This window comes from Streptomyces sp. NPDC051636 (assembly GCF_044453765.1).
Taxonomy (GTDB): Bacteria; Actinomycetota; Actinomycetes; order Streptomycetales; family Streptomycetaceae; genus Streptomyces.
In genome coordinates this window covers 1-16,942 of sequence record NZ_JBITDA010000049.1, presented here as the reverse complement: position 1 = coordinate 16,942, position 16,942 = coordinate 1, and the positions used below count along the sequence as shown (strand labels likewise).

The window sequence follows — 16,942 nt, the reverse complement described above, 5'->3', positions numbered from 1 at the left end:
TCAGGCTCACGGCCTCACGTCGTCGAGCGACGCCTCCGCGCCCCCGGCCGCCGCTCGCTCGGGCGAGTGACCGGATCCCCGGCTTCCAGCGCCGCGACCCGCCTCTTCATCCCGAAGTCCGCCAGCGCCTCCGCCAGCTTGTGCACCGACGGCTCCGGAGCCATGACGTCGACCCGCAGCCCGTGCTCCTCGGCCGTCTTCGCGGTAGCCGGGCCGATGCACGCGATCACCGTCACGTTGTGCGGCTTGCCCGCGATACCGACCAGGTTCCGGACAGTGGAAGACGACGTGAACAGCACGGCGTCGAAGCCACCGCCCTTGATCGCCTCGCGTGTCTCCGCCGGCGGCGGCGAGGCCCGCACGGTCCGGTAGGCGGTGACGTCGTCGACCTCCCAGCCCAGCTCGATGAGCCCGGCGACGAGCGTCTCGGTGGCGATGTCGGCGCGGGGGAGGAAGACGCGGTCGATCGGGTCGAAGACCGGGTCGTACGGCGGCCAGTCCTCCAGGAGGCCCGCGGCCGACTGCTCCCCGCTCGGCACCAGATCCGGCTTCACACCGAAGGCGACGAGCGCCTTCGCGGTCTGCTCGCCCACCGCGGCGACCTTGATCCCCGCGAAGGCCCGGGCATCGAGCCCGTACTCCTCGAACTTCTCGCGCACGGCCCGCACGGCGTTGACCGACGTGAACGCGATCCACTCGTACCGCCCGGTCACCAGGCCCTTGACCGCCCGCTCCATCTGCTGGGGCGTACGCGGCGGTTCGACGGCGATCGTCGGCACCTCGTGCGGGACGGCGCCGTAGGACCGCAGTTGGTCGGAGAGCGAGGCGGCCTGCTCCTTCGTGCGCGGCACCAGGACCTTCCAGCCGAACAGCGGCTTCGACTCGAACCACGACAGCTGGTCGCGCTGCGCGGCGGCGGAACGCTCACCGACCACGGCTATCACCTGCCGGCCGCCGTCCGGGGACGGCAGGACCTTGGCCTGCTTCAGGGTCTGCGCGATGGTGCCGAGGGTGGCGGTCCAGGTGCGCTGGCGGGTCGTCGTACCGGCGATGGTGACCGTCAGCGGGGTGTCCGGCTTACGGCCGGCCGCCACCAGTTCACCGGCCGCCGCGGCGACGGAGTCCAGCGTCGTCGAGACGACCACCGTGCCGTCGGAGGCGCCGACCTCGGTCCAGCAGCGGTCCGACGCCGTACGGGCGTCCACGAAGCGGACATCCGCGCCCTGCGCGTCCCGCAGCGGCACACCGGCGTACGCGGGCACACCGACGGCGGTCGCGATGCCGGGGACGACCTCGAAGGGCACACCGGCTGCGGCGCAGGCGAGCATCTCCTCGGCCGCGTACGTGTCCAGTCCGGGATCCCCGGACACCGCACGCACGACCCGCCTGCCGCCCCGCGCGGCCTCCATGACAAGATGAGCGGCATCCCGCAGGGACGGGACAGCAGCGGCTGTTGACGTGCCGTCAACAACCGTTAGTTGAGGCGTGCCTGTGCCCGGATACGTATCCGAGGACGGATCCGTGTCCGTACGCACGACGGAGACGCCCTGTCTGGCGTGCCCGCGGATCACGTCGAGCACCTCGTGCTCGGCGATGAGGACGTCCGCGTTCGCCAGTGCCTCGACGGCGCGCAGAGTCAGCAGTCCCGGATCCCCGGGTCCGGCACCGAGGAAGGTGACGTGCCCGTGTTCCGGACCGGCGGGAAGGGTGGTGGGGCTCACTGTGCTCGCTCCCCCATCAGACCGGCCGCGCCCTGGGCAAGCATCTCGGTGGCGAGTTCGCGACCGAGCGCCATTGCCTGGTCGTACGTCTCGGGCACGGGACCGGTGGTGGACAGCTGCACCATGCGCGCGCCGTCGGTCGTGCCGACGACGCCGCGCAGGCGCATTTCCTTGACAATCTGTTCGTCGGCATGGGGGTCCCCCCGCTCGAGCGGAGCCGAGAGTGGGGGAAGGTCGGCCAGCGCGCCCACAGGGGCGCTGCAACCGGCCTCCAGGGCGGCGAGCAGTGATCGTTCGGCGGTCACGGCGGCCCGGGTGAAGGGGTCGTCGAGTTCGCCGAGCGCCGCGATCAGGTCCGCGTCGTCCGCGGCACACTCGATCGCCAGGGCCCCCTGGCCGGGGGCGGGCAGAACCGTGTCGACCGACAGGAAGTCGGTCACCTCGTCGATCCGGCCCATGCGGCTCAGGCCGGCGGCGGCGAGGACGACGGCGTCGAGTTCGCCGTCGTGGACGTATCCGATCCTCGTGTCCACGTTGCCGCGGATCGGGACCGTCTCGATGTCCAGCCCGTGGGTGCGCGCGTACGCGTTCAGCTGCGCCATGCGGCGCGGCGAACCCGTACCGATGCGGGCGCCCCTGGGCAGGTCGGTGAACTTCAGCGCGTCCCGGGCGACGATCACGTCCCGTGGGTCCTCGCGCACGGGGACGGCGGCCAGCGCCAGTTCCTCGGGCTGCGTGGTGGGAAGGTCCTTCAGCGAGTGCACCGCGAAGTCGACCTCGCCCTTGAGTAGCGCGTCGCGCAGCGCGGTGACGAAGACGCCCGTGCCGCCGATCTGCGCGAGGTGCTCGCGGGAGACGTCTCCGTACGTGGTGATCTCGACGAGCTCTACGGGCCGTCCGGTCACCTGGCGGACGGCGTCCGCCACCTGCCCGGACTGGGCCATGGCGAGCTTGCTGCGCCTGGTCCCCAGCCTCAGTGCTGCCTTGGTACTCATGCTGGCCCTCGGTTCTTGGCCTTGTTTCCGGTGCTGTCCCCGGCCCGGGAGACGGCGGCCACCGTCTCGGGGTCGAGGTCGAACAGGGTGCGCAGCGCGTCCGCGTACCCGGCGCCGCCGGGCTCGGCCGCGAGCTGCTTGACCCGGACGGTCGGCGCGTGCAGCAGCTTGTCGACGACGCGGTGCACGGCCTGGCGGATCTCGCCGCGCTGGCGTTCGTCCAGGTCGGGCAGGCGTCCGTCGAGCCGGGCGATCTCGCCCGCGACGACGTCGGCGGCCATGGTGCGCAGGGCGACCACGGTCGGCGTGATGTGCGCGGCCCGCTGGGCGGCGCCGAAGGCGGCGACCTCGTCGGAGACGATCCGGCGGACCTGGTCGACGTCGGCGGCCATGGGCACGTCGGCGGAGGCCTCGGCCAGCGACTCGATGTCGACCAGCCGTACCCCGGCCAGGCGGTGCACGGCCGCGTCGATGTCGCGGGGCATGGCCAGGTCGAGGAGGAAGAGTGCGGGCGCCGGGCGCGGGACCCCGGTGACGGGCTCGGGCTTGCGGCGCTCGGGGATGCGGCCGACGGTGGCGACCGTGGCGGCGAGCGCGGTGATCAGCTCGGCTTCGGCCTCGGGGGTGCGGCGCGCGGCCTCACGGCGGTCGACGGTGGCGTTGTCCACCCAGGCGCCGTGCTGCTCCAGCGTCGCCGCGTCGATGCCGGCGACGGCGGCCTCCCCCAGCACGGAGAAGCCGGTGGCACCCTGCACGGCGGACAGGTCGAGCGGGCAGCCGTCGTCGGTGCCGAGGCTGGTGGGCGGGAGCTGGGAGGGTCGTACGTCCGCGGGCGCCGTCGTGGGAGCGCTGCCGCCGGCCTCTCCGGCCGGGTCGCCGGTGCGGCCCTCGACCGCGTTCGCGATCGCCTCGGCCGTCAGGACCAGCCCCGTCGCCCCGGTACAGGAGACGGCGACGTCGGCACGTGTCAGCTCCAGGGCGACGGCGTCCATCGGTACCGCGCGGGCCCGTACGTCCGTCTCGGCGCCCTCGGTGAGTATCTGGGCGAGGCGTTCGGCGCGGTCCTGGGTGCGGTTGGCGACGACGATCTCGGCGACGCCGGCGCGCGCGAGGGTGGCCGCGGCCAGGGAGGACATCGAGCCGGCGCCGATGACCAGGGCCTTCTTGCCGCGGGCCCAGGTGTCGACCTGCGTGCCGAGGGCCAGCTGCTCCAGGCCGAAGGTGACCAGGGACTGGCCGGCGCGGTCGATGCCGGTCTCGGAGTGGGCGCGCTTGCCGACCCGGAGGGCCTGCTGGAACAGGTCGTTGAGCAGGCGTCCGGCGGTGTGCAGGTCCTGCGCCCTGGCCAGGGAGTCCTTGATCTGGCCGAGGATCTGGCCCTCGCCGACGACCATCGAGTCCAGGCCGCAGGCCACCGAGAAGAGGTGGTGGACGGCCCGGTCCTCGTAGTGCACGTAGAGGTAAGGAGTGAGCTCCTCCAGGCCGACGCCGCTGTGCCGGGCGAGCAGCGTGGACAGGTCGGCGACACCGGCGTGGAACTTGTCCACGTCGGCGTACAGCTCGATGCGGTTGCAGGTGGCGAGCAGGACGGCCTCGGTGGCCGGTTCGGCGGCGACCGTGTCCTGCAGCAGCTTGGCCTGGGCGTCCGTGGCGAGCGCGGCGCGTTCCAGCACGCTGACCGGAGCGCTGCGGTGGCTCAGTCCGACGACGAGGAGACTCATGCCGGCATCACGGCGGGTACGTCCCCGTCGGGCCCCTGGTCGGCGGATGCCTCGCGGGCGGTGGCGGCGGGCAGCGCGCCGTCGCCGGCGGCGGTCTCCTCGCCGGCTTTGCGCTGCTCGTGGAAGGCGAGGATCTGCAGCTCGATGGAGAGGTCGACCTTGCGCACGTCAACGCCGTCGGGGACGGACAGCACGGTCGGCGCGAAGTTCAGGATGGAGGTGACGCCGGCGGCGACCAGGCGGTCGCAGACCTGCTGGGCGGCGCCCGCGGGAGTGGCGATCACGCCGATGGAGACGCCGTTGTCCTCGATGATCTTCTCGAGGTCGTCGGTGTGCTGCACGGGGATGCCCGCGACGGGCTTGCCGGCCATGGCGGGGTCGGCGTCGATGAGCGCGGCGACACGGAAGCCGCGGGAGGCGAAGCCGCCGTAGTTGGCGAGAGCGGCACCGAGGTTGCCGATGCCGACGATGACGACCGGCCAGTCCTGGGTCAGGCCGAGTTCGCGGGAGATCTGGTAGACGAGGTACTCCACGTCGTAACCGACACCGCGCGTCCCGTAGGAGCCCAGGTAGGAGAAGTCCTTGCGCAGCTTGGCGGAGTTGACTCCCGCGGCGGCCGCGAGCTCCTCGGAGGAGACCGTGGGCACCGAGCGCTCCGACAGTGCGGTGAGGGCTCGGAGGTACAGCGGAAGCCGGGCGACGGTGGCCTCGGGAATCCCTCGGCTGCGGGTCGCCGGTCGGTGAGTTCGGCCAGTTGCCACGGTGCTCCTGCGGGTAGAGCGGGGCTGCAGGCGGTCACACGTCCCCAGACCGCCCCGTCGACAGCAGGCTATGTCTTTGTGAACGCGTGCACAAAGATGGTGTCCGATTTGCCCGGCCAACGTGACCGGGGTCACGCGCTTCTCCGGTGGGGGCAAAACCGTCACACGCTCCTCGCGAATCCCGCCCCCGAGACCAAGCCGGCGTCGATTCTGGGCGACTTTCACGCGACTTGGACTAGCCGGTCAGCGCCTTGCGCAGGCGCGACTCGTCCACGCGCCAGAAGGTGTGCTGCCTGCCGTCGACGAGGACGACGGGGATCTGCTCCCAGTACTGCTCGTGCAGCCGCGGGTCCTGGGTGATGTCCTTCTGTTCCCAGGGGACACCGAGATCACCGCACACCTTCTCGACCACGGCCTGCGCGTCGTCGCACAGATGGCAGCCGGGCTTGCGGACGAGTGTCACGAGCCGGTCGTGGGGGGCGGCCTTACGCCGGAAGAGGGGACTCATGTCGGCCATTGTCCCGCTTCTTTAACGGCCCGGTCGCGGAGAGTTCACAGCCTTCCAACCTCACGACTCCGGAACCACCGAACAAAATGGCTATGCTCACGCCATGGCCGCTCTCGGATGGCTCACTCCCCGTAGGCGCTCCGCCACGGCGCGGAGCGTGTTGGCAGGCGAGGCCTCGGCGGAGGCTGCGCGCAAGTCCTCGCAGGAGGCCCAGGACCTCGCCGAACGGGAACCGGAGTTCCCGGTGCTCGGCGACGACCGGGCCGCCGCGTTCTTCGACCTGGACAACACCGTGATGCAGGGCGCCGCGCTGTTCCACTTCGGGCGGGGCCTGTACAAGCGGAAGTTCTTCGAGACCCGCGACCTGGTCAGGTTCGCCTGGCAGCAGGCCTGGTTCCGGCTGGCCGGGGTCGAGGACCCCGAGCACATGCAGGACGCGCGCGACTCCGCGCTGTCGATCGTCAAGGGCCACCGGGTCGCCGAGCTGGAGTCGATCGGCGAGGAGATCTACGACGAGTACATGGCCGAGCGCATCTGGCCCGGCACCCGCGCGCTGGCCCAGGCCCACCTGGACGCGGGCCAGAAGGTGTGGCTCGTCACGGCGGCCCCGGTGGAGATCGCGCAGGTCATCGCCCGTCGGCTGGGCCTGACGGGCGCGCTGGGCACGGTCGCGGAGTCGGTCGACGGCGTCTACACCGGCAAGCTGGTCGGCGAGCCCCTGCACGGCCCGGCCAAGGCGGAGGCGGTCCGCGCCCTGGCCGCGGCGGAGGGCCTGGACCTCTCCCGCTGCGCCGCCTACAGCGACTCCCACAACGACATCCCGATGCTCTCCCTGGTCGGTCACCCGTACGCCATCAACCCGGACGCCAAGCTGCGCAGGCACGCCCGCGACAAGGACTGGCGCCTGCGGGACTACCGCACCGGCCGCAAGGCGGCGAAGGTCGGCATCCCCGCGGCGGCGGGCGTGGGCGCGGTGGCCGGCGGCACGGCGGCGGCGATCGCCCTGCACCGGCGCCGTCGGTGATTGCCCCTCCCGGCACCCGACACGTCCCCCACTTCGCCGGAACTCGAACTTTTTCGATCACCAAGCGATCACCCTGCGGCACCTGAAGAGGCGTCAAACGGTTACGGAAGCGACGTAATCGATGACTTGAGCAACTGGGCGTAGCAGTGCCTGTACGAAGCGTTATTCTCCTGGGACGCAAACCGGTACCCCTCCGTCGCTACGGCGGGTGAACGGTCCCGCACTGCACGTGATGGAAGCTCTGCCTCTGGGAGTCCCGTGTACCCACACATCGGGGTTGACGCCTCGGGCCTGGCTACGCTGCGCGCGACAGTCGCGTCGGTCAAAGCGACGTTGCGCGGCTTCGTCCCCGCGTACGCCGTCCCCGCCTTCGCCACCGCCACGCCCGTAGGCCCGTGCTACGCACTCGCCGATGGCATGGAACAGGTGCCGGCGCGCAGCGCCGTCGTTGAGGGGCGGCGGTCGGGTGACGGGCGGGCGGTCGGCAGACGAGGGCGCGCGTCCGGTCCGGCCACGGCACGCCGGCCGGCCGCGGACAGCGACAGCGCCCGGATGATGGACCTCGTGGAGCGCGCCCAGGCCGGCGAGGCCGACGCCTTCGGCCGGCTCTACGACCAGTACAGCGACACGGTCTACCGGTACATCTACTACCGGGTGGGCGGCCGGGCCACCGCCGAGGACCTCACCAGCGAGACCTTTCTGCGCGCCCTGCGCCGGATCGGCACCTTCACCTGGCAGGGCCGCGACTTCGGCGCCTGGCTCGTCACCATCGCCCGCAACCTCGTCGCCGACCACTTCAAGTCCAGCCGCTTCCGCCTCGAGGTCACCACCGGCGAGATGCTCGACGCCAACGAGGTCGAGCGCTCCCCCGAGGACTCCGTCCTGGAGTCCCTCTCCAACGCCGCCCTCCTGGACGCCGTACGACGGCTCAACCCGCAGCAGCAGGAGTGCGTGACCCTCCGCTTCCTCCAGGGCCTCTCCGTCGCCGAGACCGCCCGCGTGATGGGCAAGAACGAGGGCGCCATCAAGACCCTCCAGTACCGGGCCGTGCGCACGCTCGCCCGGCTCCTCCCGGACGACGCGCGCTGACGACGGTCACCGCGCGGACACGGTGGGCGACACTCAACTCACGTTGCGTGAAGGACCGTTGTCTTTCTGAACCGACCATTCGCCGTCCGTAACCCAAGTGCCGCGCCAGTCGTTGTGCGGGATACAGGCTCCCTGTGGTCACGTCCTGGTCGACCCTGATCACTCGATCGTGTGGATTGATCGAGGGCGTGCAACCCTCAGGACCCCCTGGGGAGTCGACCGTCATGACGAGAGGAGGTGCCGCCAGTGATCGCGAACGTATCGGCGCACCGGCGGGCGAACGCCTTCGCCCAGGCCCTGGAGGAGCAGTCCGACCGGGAAACGGCGGCCGAGCAGACCGAAGGGCCGGCCCAGCCGGCCCCGGCCGCCGCGGAACAGACCGAGCAGGGCCGGTTCCTGGCCCTCGCGGGACATCTCGGCGCACTGCCCAAGCCGCAGCTCGACCCCGACGTCAAGGTCGTCCAGCGGGCTCAGCTGGTGGCCGCGATGGAGGCCATGCTGCGGGAGGGCGCCGCGGGCGAGGCGGCGGACCCTTCGGTGCCCGGGCAACGGTCCCACCGGGCGCGCGGCCACCGGGCGAGCCCGCTGGGGAAGTTGCGACCGCGTTCACGGCTGACCAAGGGACTCGCCGCCGGCGGGCTCAGCGTCGGCGTGGCTGCGGGGGCGTTCGGCGGAGTCGCCGCCGCGAGTTCCGACGCCCTGCCCGGCGACTCGCTGTACGGCCTCAAGCGCGGCATCGAGGACTTCAAGCTCAACTACCTGACCGACGGGGACAACGAACGCGGCGAGACCTACCTCGACCAGGCCTCGACCCGGCTCGGTGAGGCCCGGCGGCTGATGGAGCGCGGCCGCGGCGGCCACCTCGACCACGAGTCCATCGGCGAGATCCGCCGCACCCTGTCCGGCATGCGGCACGACGTCTCCGAGGGCCACCGCCTGCTGCACGCGGCGTTCGAGCGCGACCCCGAGTCCCTGGGCCCCATCCAGGCCCTCTCCGCCTTCTCGCGGTCCCACCGCGAGGCCTGGGGTGCGCTCCGCGACAAGCTGCCCGTCCAGCTCGGGGACGTCAGTGAGCAGGTCTCGTCGGTGTTCGACGCCATAGACGAAGAGGTCGCCCCGCTGCAGTCCCTGCTCCCGCAGCAGCCCTCCGCACCCGGCGACGGCAAGCGCCGGGGCTCCGGCGCGGCACCCACCGGCTCCTCCGGCGCCCACCGGTCGACCACGCCCAGCCCCGGCGACGGCTCCGCCTCCGGCCGCCGGTCGAGCAGCGGCAGCCCCAGCGGCTCCGCGTCCGGCAGCGACAGCGACGGCCTGATCGGCGGCAGCACGGGCGGCCTGCTCGACCCACCGAAGAGCAGCGGCAGCGCCGTCTCCCCGTCCACCACCAAGGGCCCGACCACCATGCCGGACGTCACCGTCCCACCCCTCCTGCCGGGCCTGCTGCCCCGCCTGGGCATCGACGAGGACGACACGGACTAGCGGTACGCGGCAGTACGTCAATGGGGGCGCCCCTCTCAGGAGGGGCGCCCCCACGTCGTACCGGCACGGCTAGAAGAACACCGACCGCCGCTGCACCAACAGTTTGTACAGCGTGTGCTGGATCTGTTCTCTGACCTGGTCGGTCAGGTTGAACATCAGCATCGGGTCCTCGGCGGCCTCCGGCGGGTAGCCGTCCGTGGGGATCGGCTCGCCGAATTGGATCGTCCACTTCGTCGGCAGCGGGATCGCGCCCAGCGGGCCCAGCCACGGGAAGGTGGGCGTCAGCGGGAAGTACGGGAAGCCCAGCAGGCGGGCGAGGGTCTTGGCGTTGCCGAGCATCGGGTAGATCTCCTCCGCCCCGACGATCGAGCAGGGGATGATCGGAGCGCCCTTGCGCAGGGCCGTGGAGACGAAACCGCCCCGGCCGAAGCGCTGGAGCTTGTAGCGCTCGCTGAAGGGCTTCCCGATGCCCTTGAAGCCCTCCGGCATCACCCCGACCAGCTCGCCCTGCCCCAGGAGCCCCTCCGCGTCCTCCGCGCACGCCAGGGTGTGGCCCAGTTTGCGGGCGAGCTCGTTGACCACCGGCAGCACGAAGACCAGGTCGGCGGCCAGCAGCCGCAGGTGCCGGTTCGCCGGATGGTGGTCGTGCACGGCGACCTGCATCATCAGGCCGTCCAGCGGCAGCGTCCCGGAGTGGTTGGCGACGATCAGCGCGCCGCCCTCGGCCGGGATGTTCTCCACGCCCTTCACCTCGACCCGGAAGTACTTCTCGTACACCGGGCGCAGCAGGGACATCAGGACCTGGTCGGTGAGCTCCTCGTCGTAGCCGAAGTCGTCGACCTCGTAGTCCCCGGTGAGCCGGCGGCGCAGGAAGGCCAGGCCGCTCGCGACGCGCCGCTCCAGGCCGCCGTCGCCGCCGTCGTCCTTCGGTTTCTCGAGCGGCTGTTCCTGACCGATCACGGGGACATCATCCTGCGTGGCCGCCCGGTTGGGCAGGGGCTGGACCTCGCGGACCACGCCTTGCTCGCCGTTCCCCAGCCGGCTCCCCGCGCTCCGGCGCCGCGGCGGCCGCTGTACGGCGCCCCCGCGGGACCGGTCGTCGTCGAACGGAATGACCTTGGCGTCCGCCATCGTTGCTGCGCTCCTCAGTTGGCGCTCTGCGTCGGGAGGTGGCCGCTGCCCTTCAGGGACAGCGCGGCGATCCGGTCGACGGCCCCCGCGAGGGCCTCCGGCGGCAGCAGCCCGGGGCCGTGGCTGCGGGCGAAGTCCGCGAACGTCTCCGCGGTCGTGTACTTCGGCTGGAATCCGAGCGTCTCGCGCATCTGGTCCGTCGCCACCACCCGCCCGTGGGTGAGCAGCCGGATCTGCTCGGGCGAGAAGTCCGTCATTCCCAGCGTACGCACCAGGGAGCCGGCCCAGGTGACCGCGGGCAGCAGCAGCGGAACCGTGGGGCGGCCGAGCCTCCTGGAGCACTGCGAGAGCAACAGGACGCCGTCGCCGGCGATGTTGAAGGTGCCGCTGTTGAGCGTGCCGCGGCGCGGCTCGTGCGAGGCGATCCTGAGGACCTCGATCACGTCGTCCTCGTGCGCGAACTGCAGCCGGGGGTCGTAGCCGAACACGGTCGGCAGGACGGGCAGCGAGAAGTACGAGGCGAGGGGGGTGTCCGCGGTCGGCCCCAGGATGTTGGCGAACCTCAGCACGCACACGGCGACGTCCGGCCGCCGGCGCGCGAAGCCCCGTACGTATCCCTCCACCTCGCAGACGTCCTTGGCGAAGCCGCCGCTGGGCAGGGACTTGGCGGGGGTGGTCTCGGTGAACACCGCCGGGTCGCGGGAGGCGGACCCGTACACGTTCGTGCTGGACTTCACCACCAGCCGCTTGACCGTCGGGGACTTCTGGCAGGCGCCGAGCAGCTGCATGGTGCCGATGACGTTGGTCTCCTTGACCGTGGTCCGGCTGCCGGTGCCCAGCGCCATGGCGGTCACGTCCATGTGGACGACCGTGTCGGCGCCCGTCTCGGCGAGCACCCGCGCGATGGTGGACTGCCGGATGTCGGCCTGGATGAAGTCCGCGCCGCCCAGGTGGTGCTCGGGCTGTACCGCGTCCACGGCGACGACCCGGTCGACCTCCGGGTCACGCTGGATCCGTCGTACGAAACGGCCCCCCAGTTGACGGGCCACTCCGGTCACGAGCACGACCTTCCCCAAGATCAGCGCCTTCCTTCCAGACCTCGTCGTCCCAGCCCGCGTTCCCCGTGTGCGGCCAACTTAGCGGGTTGTTGTTGCGCTGTGATGACCGCCGGACGCGCGAGGTGACGGAATTCCCCCTTCGGAATATGACTGTGGCCCCCCACCGGTTTGCGGTGGGGGGCCACGAAGCCACGCTCTCGGCGCCGCTTACTTCTTGTTGCGACGCTGAACGCGCGTGCGCTTGAGCAGCTTGCGGTGCTTCTTCTTGGCCATCCGCTTGCGCCGCTTCTTGATAACAGAGCCCACGACTACCCTCGCTCACTTCTCATCACTCGGTGTTGGGCGCCATGGGCCCATACGACCTACGAGGGGCTAGCCTACCCGCCCGAGCGCTGAGGTCGTAATCGAGGGGTTCCGGAGGGTTCTCCGGCGGTCGCCGTCAGGCGGTTTCCACCCCCACATAGCTCTCGCGAAGGTACTCGTGTACCGCTTGTTCCGGGACGCGGAAGGACCTCCCGACCCGGATCGCGGGCAGATGACCGCTGTGCACCAGCCGGTACACGGTCATCTTCGACACTCGCATCACCGAGGCGACTTCCGCCACGGTAAGGAACTGAACCTCGTTCAGAGGCCTCTCGCCAGCTGCAGCCATGACACACCTGAACCTTCCGCACTCGACGGCCACCGGCTTCCCCTTCCGGTGACTCTTCGTCGTTGCGTGCTCACTCCCCAATGTAGGGGCGGGTGATGCGAGTGGGGAAGAGGTGCACCCATCGGCGGCCTACTGTGACAGACACGCTCGATCGAGTACGTAGCGGGTAAGCGGACGGTAGTAAGGAGACCGCACGGCGTCATCAAGGGGAACGGTGACCGACACCGAGCCCTCCGCCTCCCCCACGAACAGCGCCGGGTCGTCCGTGTCGGCCAGCCCGATGGCCTCAAACCCCAGCTGACCTGCTCCGCAGACCCAGCCGTGGTCCCCGATCACCAGCTTCGGCAGCGGGCCGCCGGCCTCGGCCGCGGCCGCCAGCGCGGTCCGCACCGGGAGCGGCGAGTGCGTGTGTGCGCCGGGCTCACAACCGGGGCGTTCAGCTGCGGGGTCTCGCATCAACGCGACGCCCCGTACGTACTCAAGGTTGTACGTGCGTAGGCCGAACCGGGTCGTTATGTCGACACGGCGACCCTGCGCCGGTGTGAGGACCTCACATCCCGCCGCCGACAGGGCGTCCGCCAGAGCGGCGTAGAAACCGAGCAGCCGATGGGGGTGCCCGGTACCCAGCAGCACCGGACCCCGACGCCGGGCGACCGCCTCCACCCGCTCCGCGAAGGCGTCCAGCGCGGCCAGCGTCCGCTCAGGGTCGATCACATCATGCCCTGAAATGTGCGCCGGATCGGCCGAAACCCCACACTTGTCCGCCATCAACGCGATCAGATCCCGCTCGCCCCACGACCACTCCGGATCGATCCCGATCGTCACCCGGGGATCACGAGCAGCGAAGAGCCGATAACTGCGCAGGCTGTCCTCCCTCGAGGTCGCCACGATCCCGGCAAGCCGGGCAGCCAGCAGATGCGCACGGAGTGCACCGGTGCTCAACACGGGAGCGATGGTGACGGACGGGGGGTGCGGGGGTGGGGGAAACGGGGGAAGACCGCACGGTTGGCGTAACGGTTCGCTGATCCAGCCTGTCCGGGGGTGCCCCCCGGGGACGAGGCCGTTGGCCGAAGGAGGTCTGGGGGCGCAGCCCCCAGGAGCGGGGTCGAAGGGGCGGCAGCCCCTGGGGACGGCGGCGGCGGCGAAAAACCCAGCCGCCCGCACCAGCGCCCTACGCCAGCAGCCCCCGCAGCGGAAACACCGCCCGCCGCGTGGCCAGCACCGCCTGGTCCAACCGGTCCGCCGGGTCGTACCCCGCCTCCCAGGAGGCCCACTCCACCGGCCACCGCCCATCACTCATCCGCGCCGGCGCCAACTGCCGCGTACGAGCGAAGACTTCCTGCCGCCACCCGTCAGGAATCACCGCCTCGGGCGCGATCTCCCGCCCCGCCGCCACCCCCACCAGATGCGTCCACGACCGCGGCACCACATCCACCACCGCGTACCCGCCCCCACCCAGCGCGACCCACTTCCCCCCGGCGTACTCGTGCGCCAGCTCATGGCACGCCACCTGCACAGCCCGCTGCGCGTCCAGCGACACCGCGAGATGAGCGAGCGGATCCTCGAAGTGCGTGTCCGCCCCGTGCTGTGTCACCAGCACCTGCGGCCGGAAATCAGCGATCAGCTCCGGCACCACCGCGTGAAACGCCCGCAACCACCCCGCGTCCCCGGTCCCCGCCGGCAGCGCGACGTTCACCGCCGACCCCTCCGCCGTCCCCGCCCCACCGGTCTCCTCCGGCCACCCCGTCTGCGGGAACAGGGTACGGGGATGCTCGTGCAGCGAGATCGTCAGAACCCGCGGATCGTCCCAGAACGCCGCCTGCACCCCGTCCCCGTGATGCACGTCGACGTCCACGTACGCGACCCGCTCCGCCCCCAACTCCAGCAACCGGGCGATCGCCAGCGCGGCGTCGTTGTAGATGCAGAACCCCGACGCGCCCCCGGGCATCGCATGGTGCAGCCCGCCCGCGAAGTTCACCGCGTGCGCCGCGTCCCCGCGCCACACAGCCTCCGCGGCCCCCACCGACTGCCCGGCGATGAGAGCCGACACCTCATGCATCCCGGCGAAGGCGGGATCGTCCATCGTCCCCAGCCCGTACGCCCCGTCCGCCGACCGGGGATCCGCCGACGCGGCCTTCACCGCCTCGATGTAGTCCTGCCGGTGGACCAGCCGCAGCGTCGACTCCCCGGCCGGTTTCGCCGCGACGACCTCCATCTCCCGGTCGAGCCCGAAGGCACCCACCAGTTGCCGGGTCAGCTCCAGCCGGACCGGATCCATCGGATGGTCCGGGCCGAAGTCATAACCCGTTACTGCCTCGTCCCACATCAGCTGTGCGCGGCCGCTCATGCCCGCCACCGTATCGGTCCGGTTGAGCAGCGAACGACCTGGCGTACACCAACGTCACCAGCACCAACACCATCGGCACGAGCATCGCCCCGCGGTAGTTCCAGGCGTCCCCCAGCGCCCCCACCAAGGGCGAACCGACCAGGAAACCCACGTAGTTGAAGATGTTCAGCCGCGCGATGGCCGCGTCCGACGCGCCCGGGAACAACCGCCCGGCAGCCGCGAAGGTCTGCGGCACCAGCACGCACAGCCCCAGCCCCAGCAGAGTGAACCCGAGCATCCCGGCCCACTCCCCCGGCGCACCGGCCACCACCGCGAACCCGAGGGCCGCCACCAGCGCCCCGAGCCGTACGACCACCACGGCCCCGAACCGCCGTACCCCGAAGTCCCCGATGGTCCGGCCCAGCAGCGTGGTCACCATGTACACGTTGTACGGAACGGTCGCCAGCTGCTCCGAGCTGCCCAGCGTGTCCTGCAGATACTTCGCGCTCCAGTTGGAGACGGTCGAGTCCCCGATGTACGCGAAGGTCATCACCAGGCACAGCGGCAGCAGCAGCTTGAAGACGAGGGTCCCGCCCTCGCCCCGGCCGTGGCCCTGCTCGGCGGGGGCGGTGTCCCCGTCGGCGTAGAACCGGCTCCCCACCAGGGCCGCCGGCAGCAGCACCGCCACCACCGGCAGGTACGACACCCACAGCGCCAGATGCCAGTGCGCCCCCGCCCAGGCCAGCGACGCCCCCAGGATCCCGCCCAGGCTGTAGGCGGCGTGGAAGCTGAGCATGATGCTGCGCCCGTACGTCCGCTGCAGGCTCACCCCGAGCATGTTCATCGAGGCGTCCAGCGCGCCCACGGCCAGCCCGAACACGCCGAGCGCCACGCCCAGCCCGGCCATGTGCCCGCCCGCCCCGACGCCGAGCAGCGCCAGGAGCACGACGGGCTGGGACCAGCGCAGCAGCCGGCTGGGCCGGATCCGCTTCACCAGTTGCTCGGTGGTCACGCTGCCGACCCCGGCGAGGATCGGCACGGCGGCCAGGAAGACCGGCAGCAGGCCGTCGGAGACGCCGTACCGGTCCTGGATGGCCGGGATGCGTGTCACCAGCAGCGCGAAGGTGGCGCCCTGAGCGAAGAAGCCGAACGCCAGCGAGGCTCTACCGCGCCGCAGCACATCTGTCATGGCGGCGAGCGTAGGGCCCCGGGCTACTTGTCGGTAGATCCAGCCAAAGATGAACTTCCCTCAGCTTTTCCGGCCCGCTCTGCCTGCCGCCTACGCGGCGATGGCGACCGCGGGCTTCGGGGCGTCCGCCGTCTCCAGCTCGGCGGCGATCAGACGTTCCATGGGCCGGGCGGCGAGGCCACCGCTGAACACCGTCCCGAGCGCTATCGCACCGATCACGAAGACCCCGCCGAGCCAGACCATGGTGTCCACGGGGATGGTGTACGCGCCCACGACCCGCGCGACGCACTCACCGAGCAGCGCCACACGCCAGGTCAGGGAGAACACTCGCTCCCTGCCCCGGAAGGCCGCCGACCCGGGCGCGGCCCCGCCCGCCGGCCGCTCCCAGGCGGCCTGCTTGGCCGCGTCGCCCTTCACCAGGAAGGGCCTGAGGCCCGCGGTCATCACCGGCTTCCCGAGCGCCACGGAGACCAGGATGCCGATCGCAACCGTGCTGCTGACCGCGCCGTCAGTGTCAGCGCGGCCCCGAGCCCTGGGTCATATCAGCAGGTCAGGCAAATCCCCCATGTCCGAGAAGAGTTGACCGGCGGCGGCGAGCCTGGCGGCGGGCGTCATGGCGGTGAACCCGTACACGTCCATCCCGGCCGCCACGGCCGCCTGGACGCCCAGCGGACTGTCCTCGACGACCACACACCGCTCCGGCGCCACCCCCATCCGCTCGGCCGCGTACAGGAACAGATCCGGCGCCGGCTTGCCCCGCCCCACATCCTGCGAACTGAAGATGCGCGACTCCTCGAACCACCGGTCGAGCCCCGTCGTCCGATGCCCCACCCGGATCCGCTCATGACTCCCCGACGAGGCCACGCAGTACGGCACCCCGTCCGCGGCCAGCTTCTGCAGTACGTCACTCACTCCCGCCACCGGCTTCAACTCCCGCTCGAACGCGGCGAACACCCGGCCGTGGAAGACGTCGTCGAAGTCCTTGGGCAGCCGCTGGCCCGTGCGCTCCAGGACCAGCTCGTGGATCCGGTGCATCGCGGAGCCCATGTAGTCGCGGATGGATTCCTCGTACGAGGTCGGGTGCCCGAGCTCGGTCAGGCAGGCGGCCAGCAGCCGGTTGGAGATCGGCTCGCTGTCGACGAGGACGCCGTCGTTGTCGAAGATGATCAGGTCGTAGCGCATGGTGAGACCCTAAACGCAGAAAACCCCCGCACCGGAGGGTGCGGGGGTTTTCTCAATGATTGTTCGGCGGTGTCCTACTCTCCCACAGGGTCCCCCCTGCAGTACC

The 16,942-nt window shown here is 71.2% G+C and carries 16 protein-coding genes and 1 pseudogene; 3 read left to right on the top strand and 14 right to left on the bottom strand.

Features of this window, described 5'->3' with window-relative positions; genetic code table 11:
* Positions 1–14: 14 nt before the first annotated feature.
* The 5 genes from ACIBBH_RS40540 to ACIBBH_RS40520 all read right to left on the bottom strand — a co-directional run bounded on the left by ACIBBH_RS40540 (position 15) and on the right by ACIBBH_RS40520 (position 5,715).
* Positions 15–1,721: a uroporphyrinogen-III synthase gene (locus ACIBBH_RS40540; protein WP_399413729.1), complete on the bottom strand. Its 1,707-nt coding sequence runs from the start codon at positions 1,719–1,721 to the stop codon at positions 15–17.
* On the bottom strand, positions 1,718–2,716 hold the full coding sequence (gene hemC / locus ACIBBH_RS40535; RefSeq protein ID WP_399413727.1) for a hydroxymethylbilane synthase: 999 nt from the start codon (positions 2,714–2,716) through the stop codon (positions 1,718–1,720). The genes ACIBBH_RS40540 and hemC overlap by 4 nt, the downstream gene beginning before the upstream one ends.
* A complete protein-coding gene (locus tag ACIBBH_RS40530) occupies positions 2,713–4,437 on the bottom strand; it encodes a glutamyl-tRNA reductase (protein ID WP_399413725.1) in 1,725 nt (574 codons plus the stop codon). The genes hemC and ACIBBH_RS40530 overlap by 4 nt, the downstream gene beginning before the upstream one ends.
* On the bottom strand, positions 4,434–5,198 hold the full coding sequence (locus ACIBBH_RS40525; RefSeq protein WP_399413723.1) for a redox-sensing transcriptional repressor Rex: 765 nt from the start codon (positions 5,196–5,198) through the stop codon (positions 4,434–4,436). Before ACIBBH_RS40525 ends, ACIBBH_RS40530 begins: the two co-directional genes overlap by 4 nt.
* Before the next feature lie 235 nt (positions 5,199–5,433).
* Positions 5,434–5,715, bottom strand: coding sequence for a glutaredoxin family protein (locus ACIBBH_RS40520; protein ID WP_399413721.1), 282 nt, complete (start codon positions 5,713–5,715; stop codon positions 5,434–5,436).
* Between the two features lie 94 nt (positions 5,716–5,809).
* On the opposite strand from ACIBBH_RS40520, the gene ACIBBH_RS40515 reads away from it, so the two are divergent.
* The 3 genes from ACIBBH_RS40515 (at position 5,810) to ACIBBH_RS40505 (ending at position 9,298) form a co-directional block, all read left to right on the top strand.
* Positions 5,810–6,730 (top strand): HAD family hydrolase, encoded by a 921-nt coding sequence (locus ACIBBH_RS40515; protein WP_399413719.1) that lies wholly within the window; start codon positions 5,810–5,812, stop codon positions 6,728–6,730.
* A 258-nt stretch (positions 6,731–6,988) separates the two neighbouring features.
* Positions 6,989–7,819 carry an ECF subfamily RNA polymerase sigma factor, BldN family gene (locus ACIBBH_RS40510; RefSeq protein WP_399413717.1) on the top strand — a complete coding sequence of 277 codons (831 nt, stop codon included), beginning with the start codon at positions 6,989–6,991 and terminating at the stop codon, positions 7,817–7,819.
* Between the two features lie 246 nt (positions 7,820–8,065).
* Positions 8,066–9,298, top strand: a complete 1,233-nt coding sequence (locus ACIBBH_RS40505; RefSeq protein ID WP_399413715.1) for a DUF5667 domain-containing protein — start codon at positions 8,066–8,068, stop codon at positions 9,296–9,298.
* 69 nt (positions 9,299–9,367) lie between these two features.
* On the opposite strand, the gene ACIBBH_RS40500 is transcribed toward ACIBBH_RS40505, so the two are convergent.
* The 9 genes and pseudogenes from ACIBBH_RS40500 to ACIBBH_RS40460 all read right to left on the bottom strand — a co-directional run bounded on the left by ACIBBH_RS40500 (position 9,368) and on the right by ACIBBH_RS40460 (position 16,836).
* On the bottom strand, positions 9,368–10,429 hold the full coding sequence (locus ACIBBH_RS40500; protein WP_399413713.1) for a lysophospholipid acyltransferase family protein: 1,062 nt from the start codon (positions 10,427–10,429) through the stop codon (positions 9,368–9,370).
* Between the two features lie 14 nt (positions 10,430–10,443).
* Positions 10,444–11,505: an NAD-dependent epimerase/dehydratase family protein gene (locus tag ACIBBH_RS40495; RefSeq protein ID WP_399413710.1), complete on the bottom strand. Its 1,062-nt coding sequence runs from the start codon at positions 11,503–11,505 to the stop codon at positions 10,444–10,446.
* A gap of 189 nt (positions 11,506–11,694) precedes the next feature.
* A complete protein-coding gene (locus ACIBBH_RS40490; protein WP_003948845.1) occupies positions 11,695–11,793 on the bottom strand; it encodes a 30S ribosomal protein bS22 in 99 nt (32 codons plus the stop codon).
* Positions 11,794–11,926: 133 nt separating this feature from the next.
* Positions 11,927–12,139, bottom strand: a complete 213-nt coding sequence (locus ACIBBH_RS40485; RefSeq protein WP_004984898.1) for a helix-turn-helix domain-containing protein — start codon at positions 12,137–12,139, stop codon at positions 11,927–11,929.
* A 129-nt stretch (positions 12,140–12,268) separates the two neighbouring features.
* Complete coding sequence (locus ACIBBH_RS40480; protein WP_399413708.1) at positions 12,269–13,084, bottom strand: phosphatase; 816 nt, start codon at positions 13,082–13,084, stop codon at positions 12,269–12,271.
* Positions 13,085–13,310: 226 nt separating this feature from the next.
* Positions 13,311–14,486 carry an acetoin utilization protein AcuC gene (locus ACIBBH_RS40475; protein WP_399413705.1) on the bottom strand — a complete coding sequence of 392 codons (1,176 nt, stop codon included), beginning with the start codon at positions 14,484–14,486 and terminating at the stop codon, positions 13,311–13,313.
* The gene (locus tag ACIBBH_RS40470) at positions 14,437–15,654 is read right to left on the bottom strand and encodes an MFS transporter (protein ID WP_399413703.1); all 1,218 of its coding nucleotides are present in this window, start codon (positions 15,652–15,654) and stop codon (positions 14,437–14,439) included. The genes ACIBBH_RS40475 and ACIBBH_RS40470 overlap by 50 nt, the downstream gene beginning before the upstream one ends.
* Before the next feature lie 90 nt (positions 15,655–15,744).
* A pseudogene (locus tag ACIBBH_RS40465) lies at positions 15,745–16,152 on the bottom strand (VC0807 family protein); the annotation flags it as partial.
* Positions 16,153–16,191: 39 nt separating this feature from the next.
* The gene (locus ACIBBH_RS40460; RefSeq protein WP_399413701.1) at positions 16,192–16,836 is read right to left on the bottom strand and encodes an HAD family hydrolase; all 645 of its coding nucleotides are present in this window, start codon (positions 16,834–16,836) and stop codon (positions 16,192–16,194) included.
* Positions 16,837–16,942 lie beyond the last annotated feature (106 nt).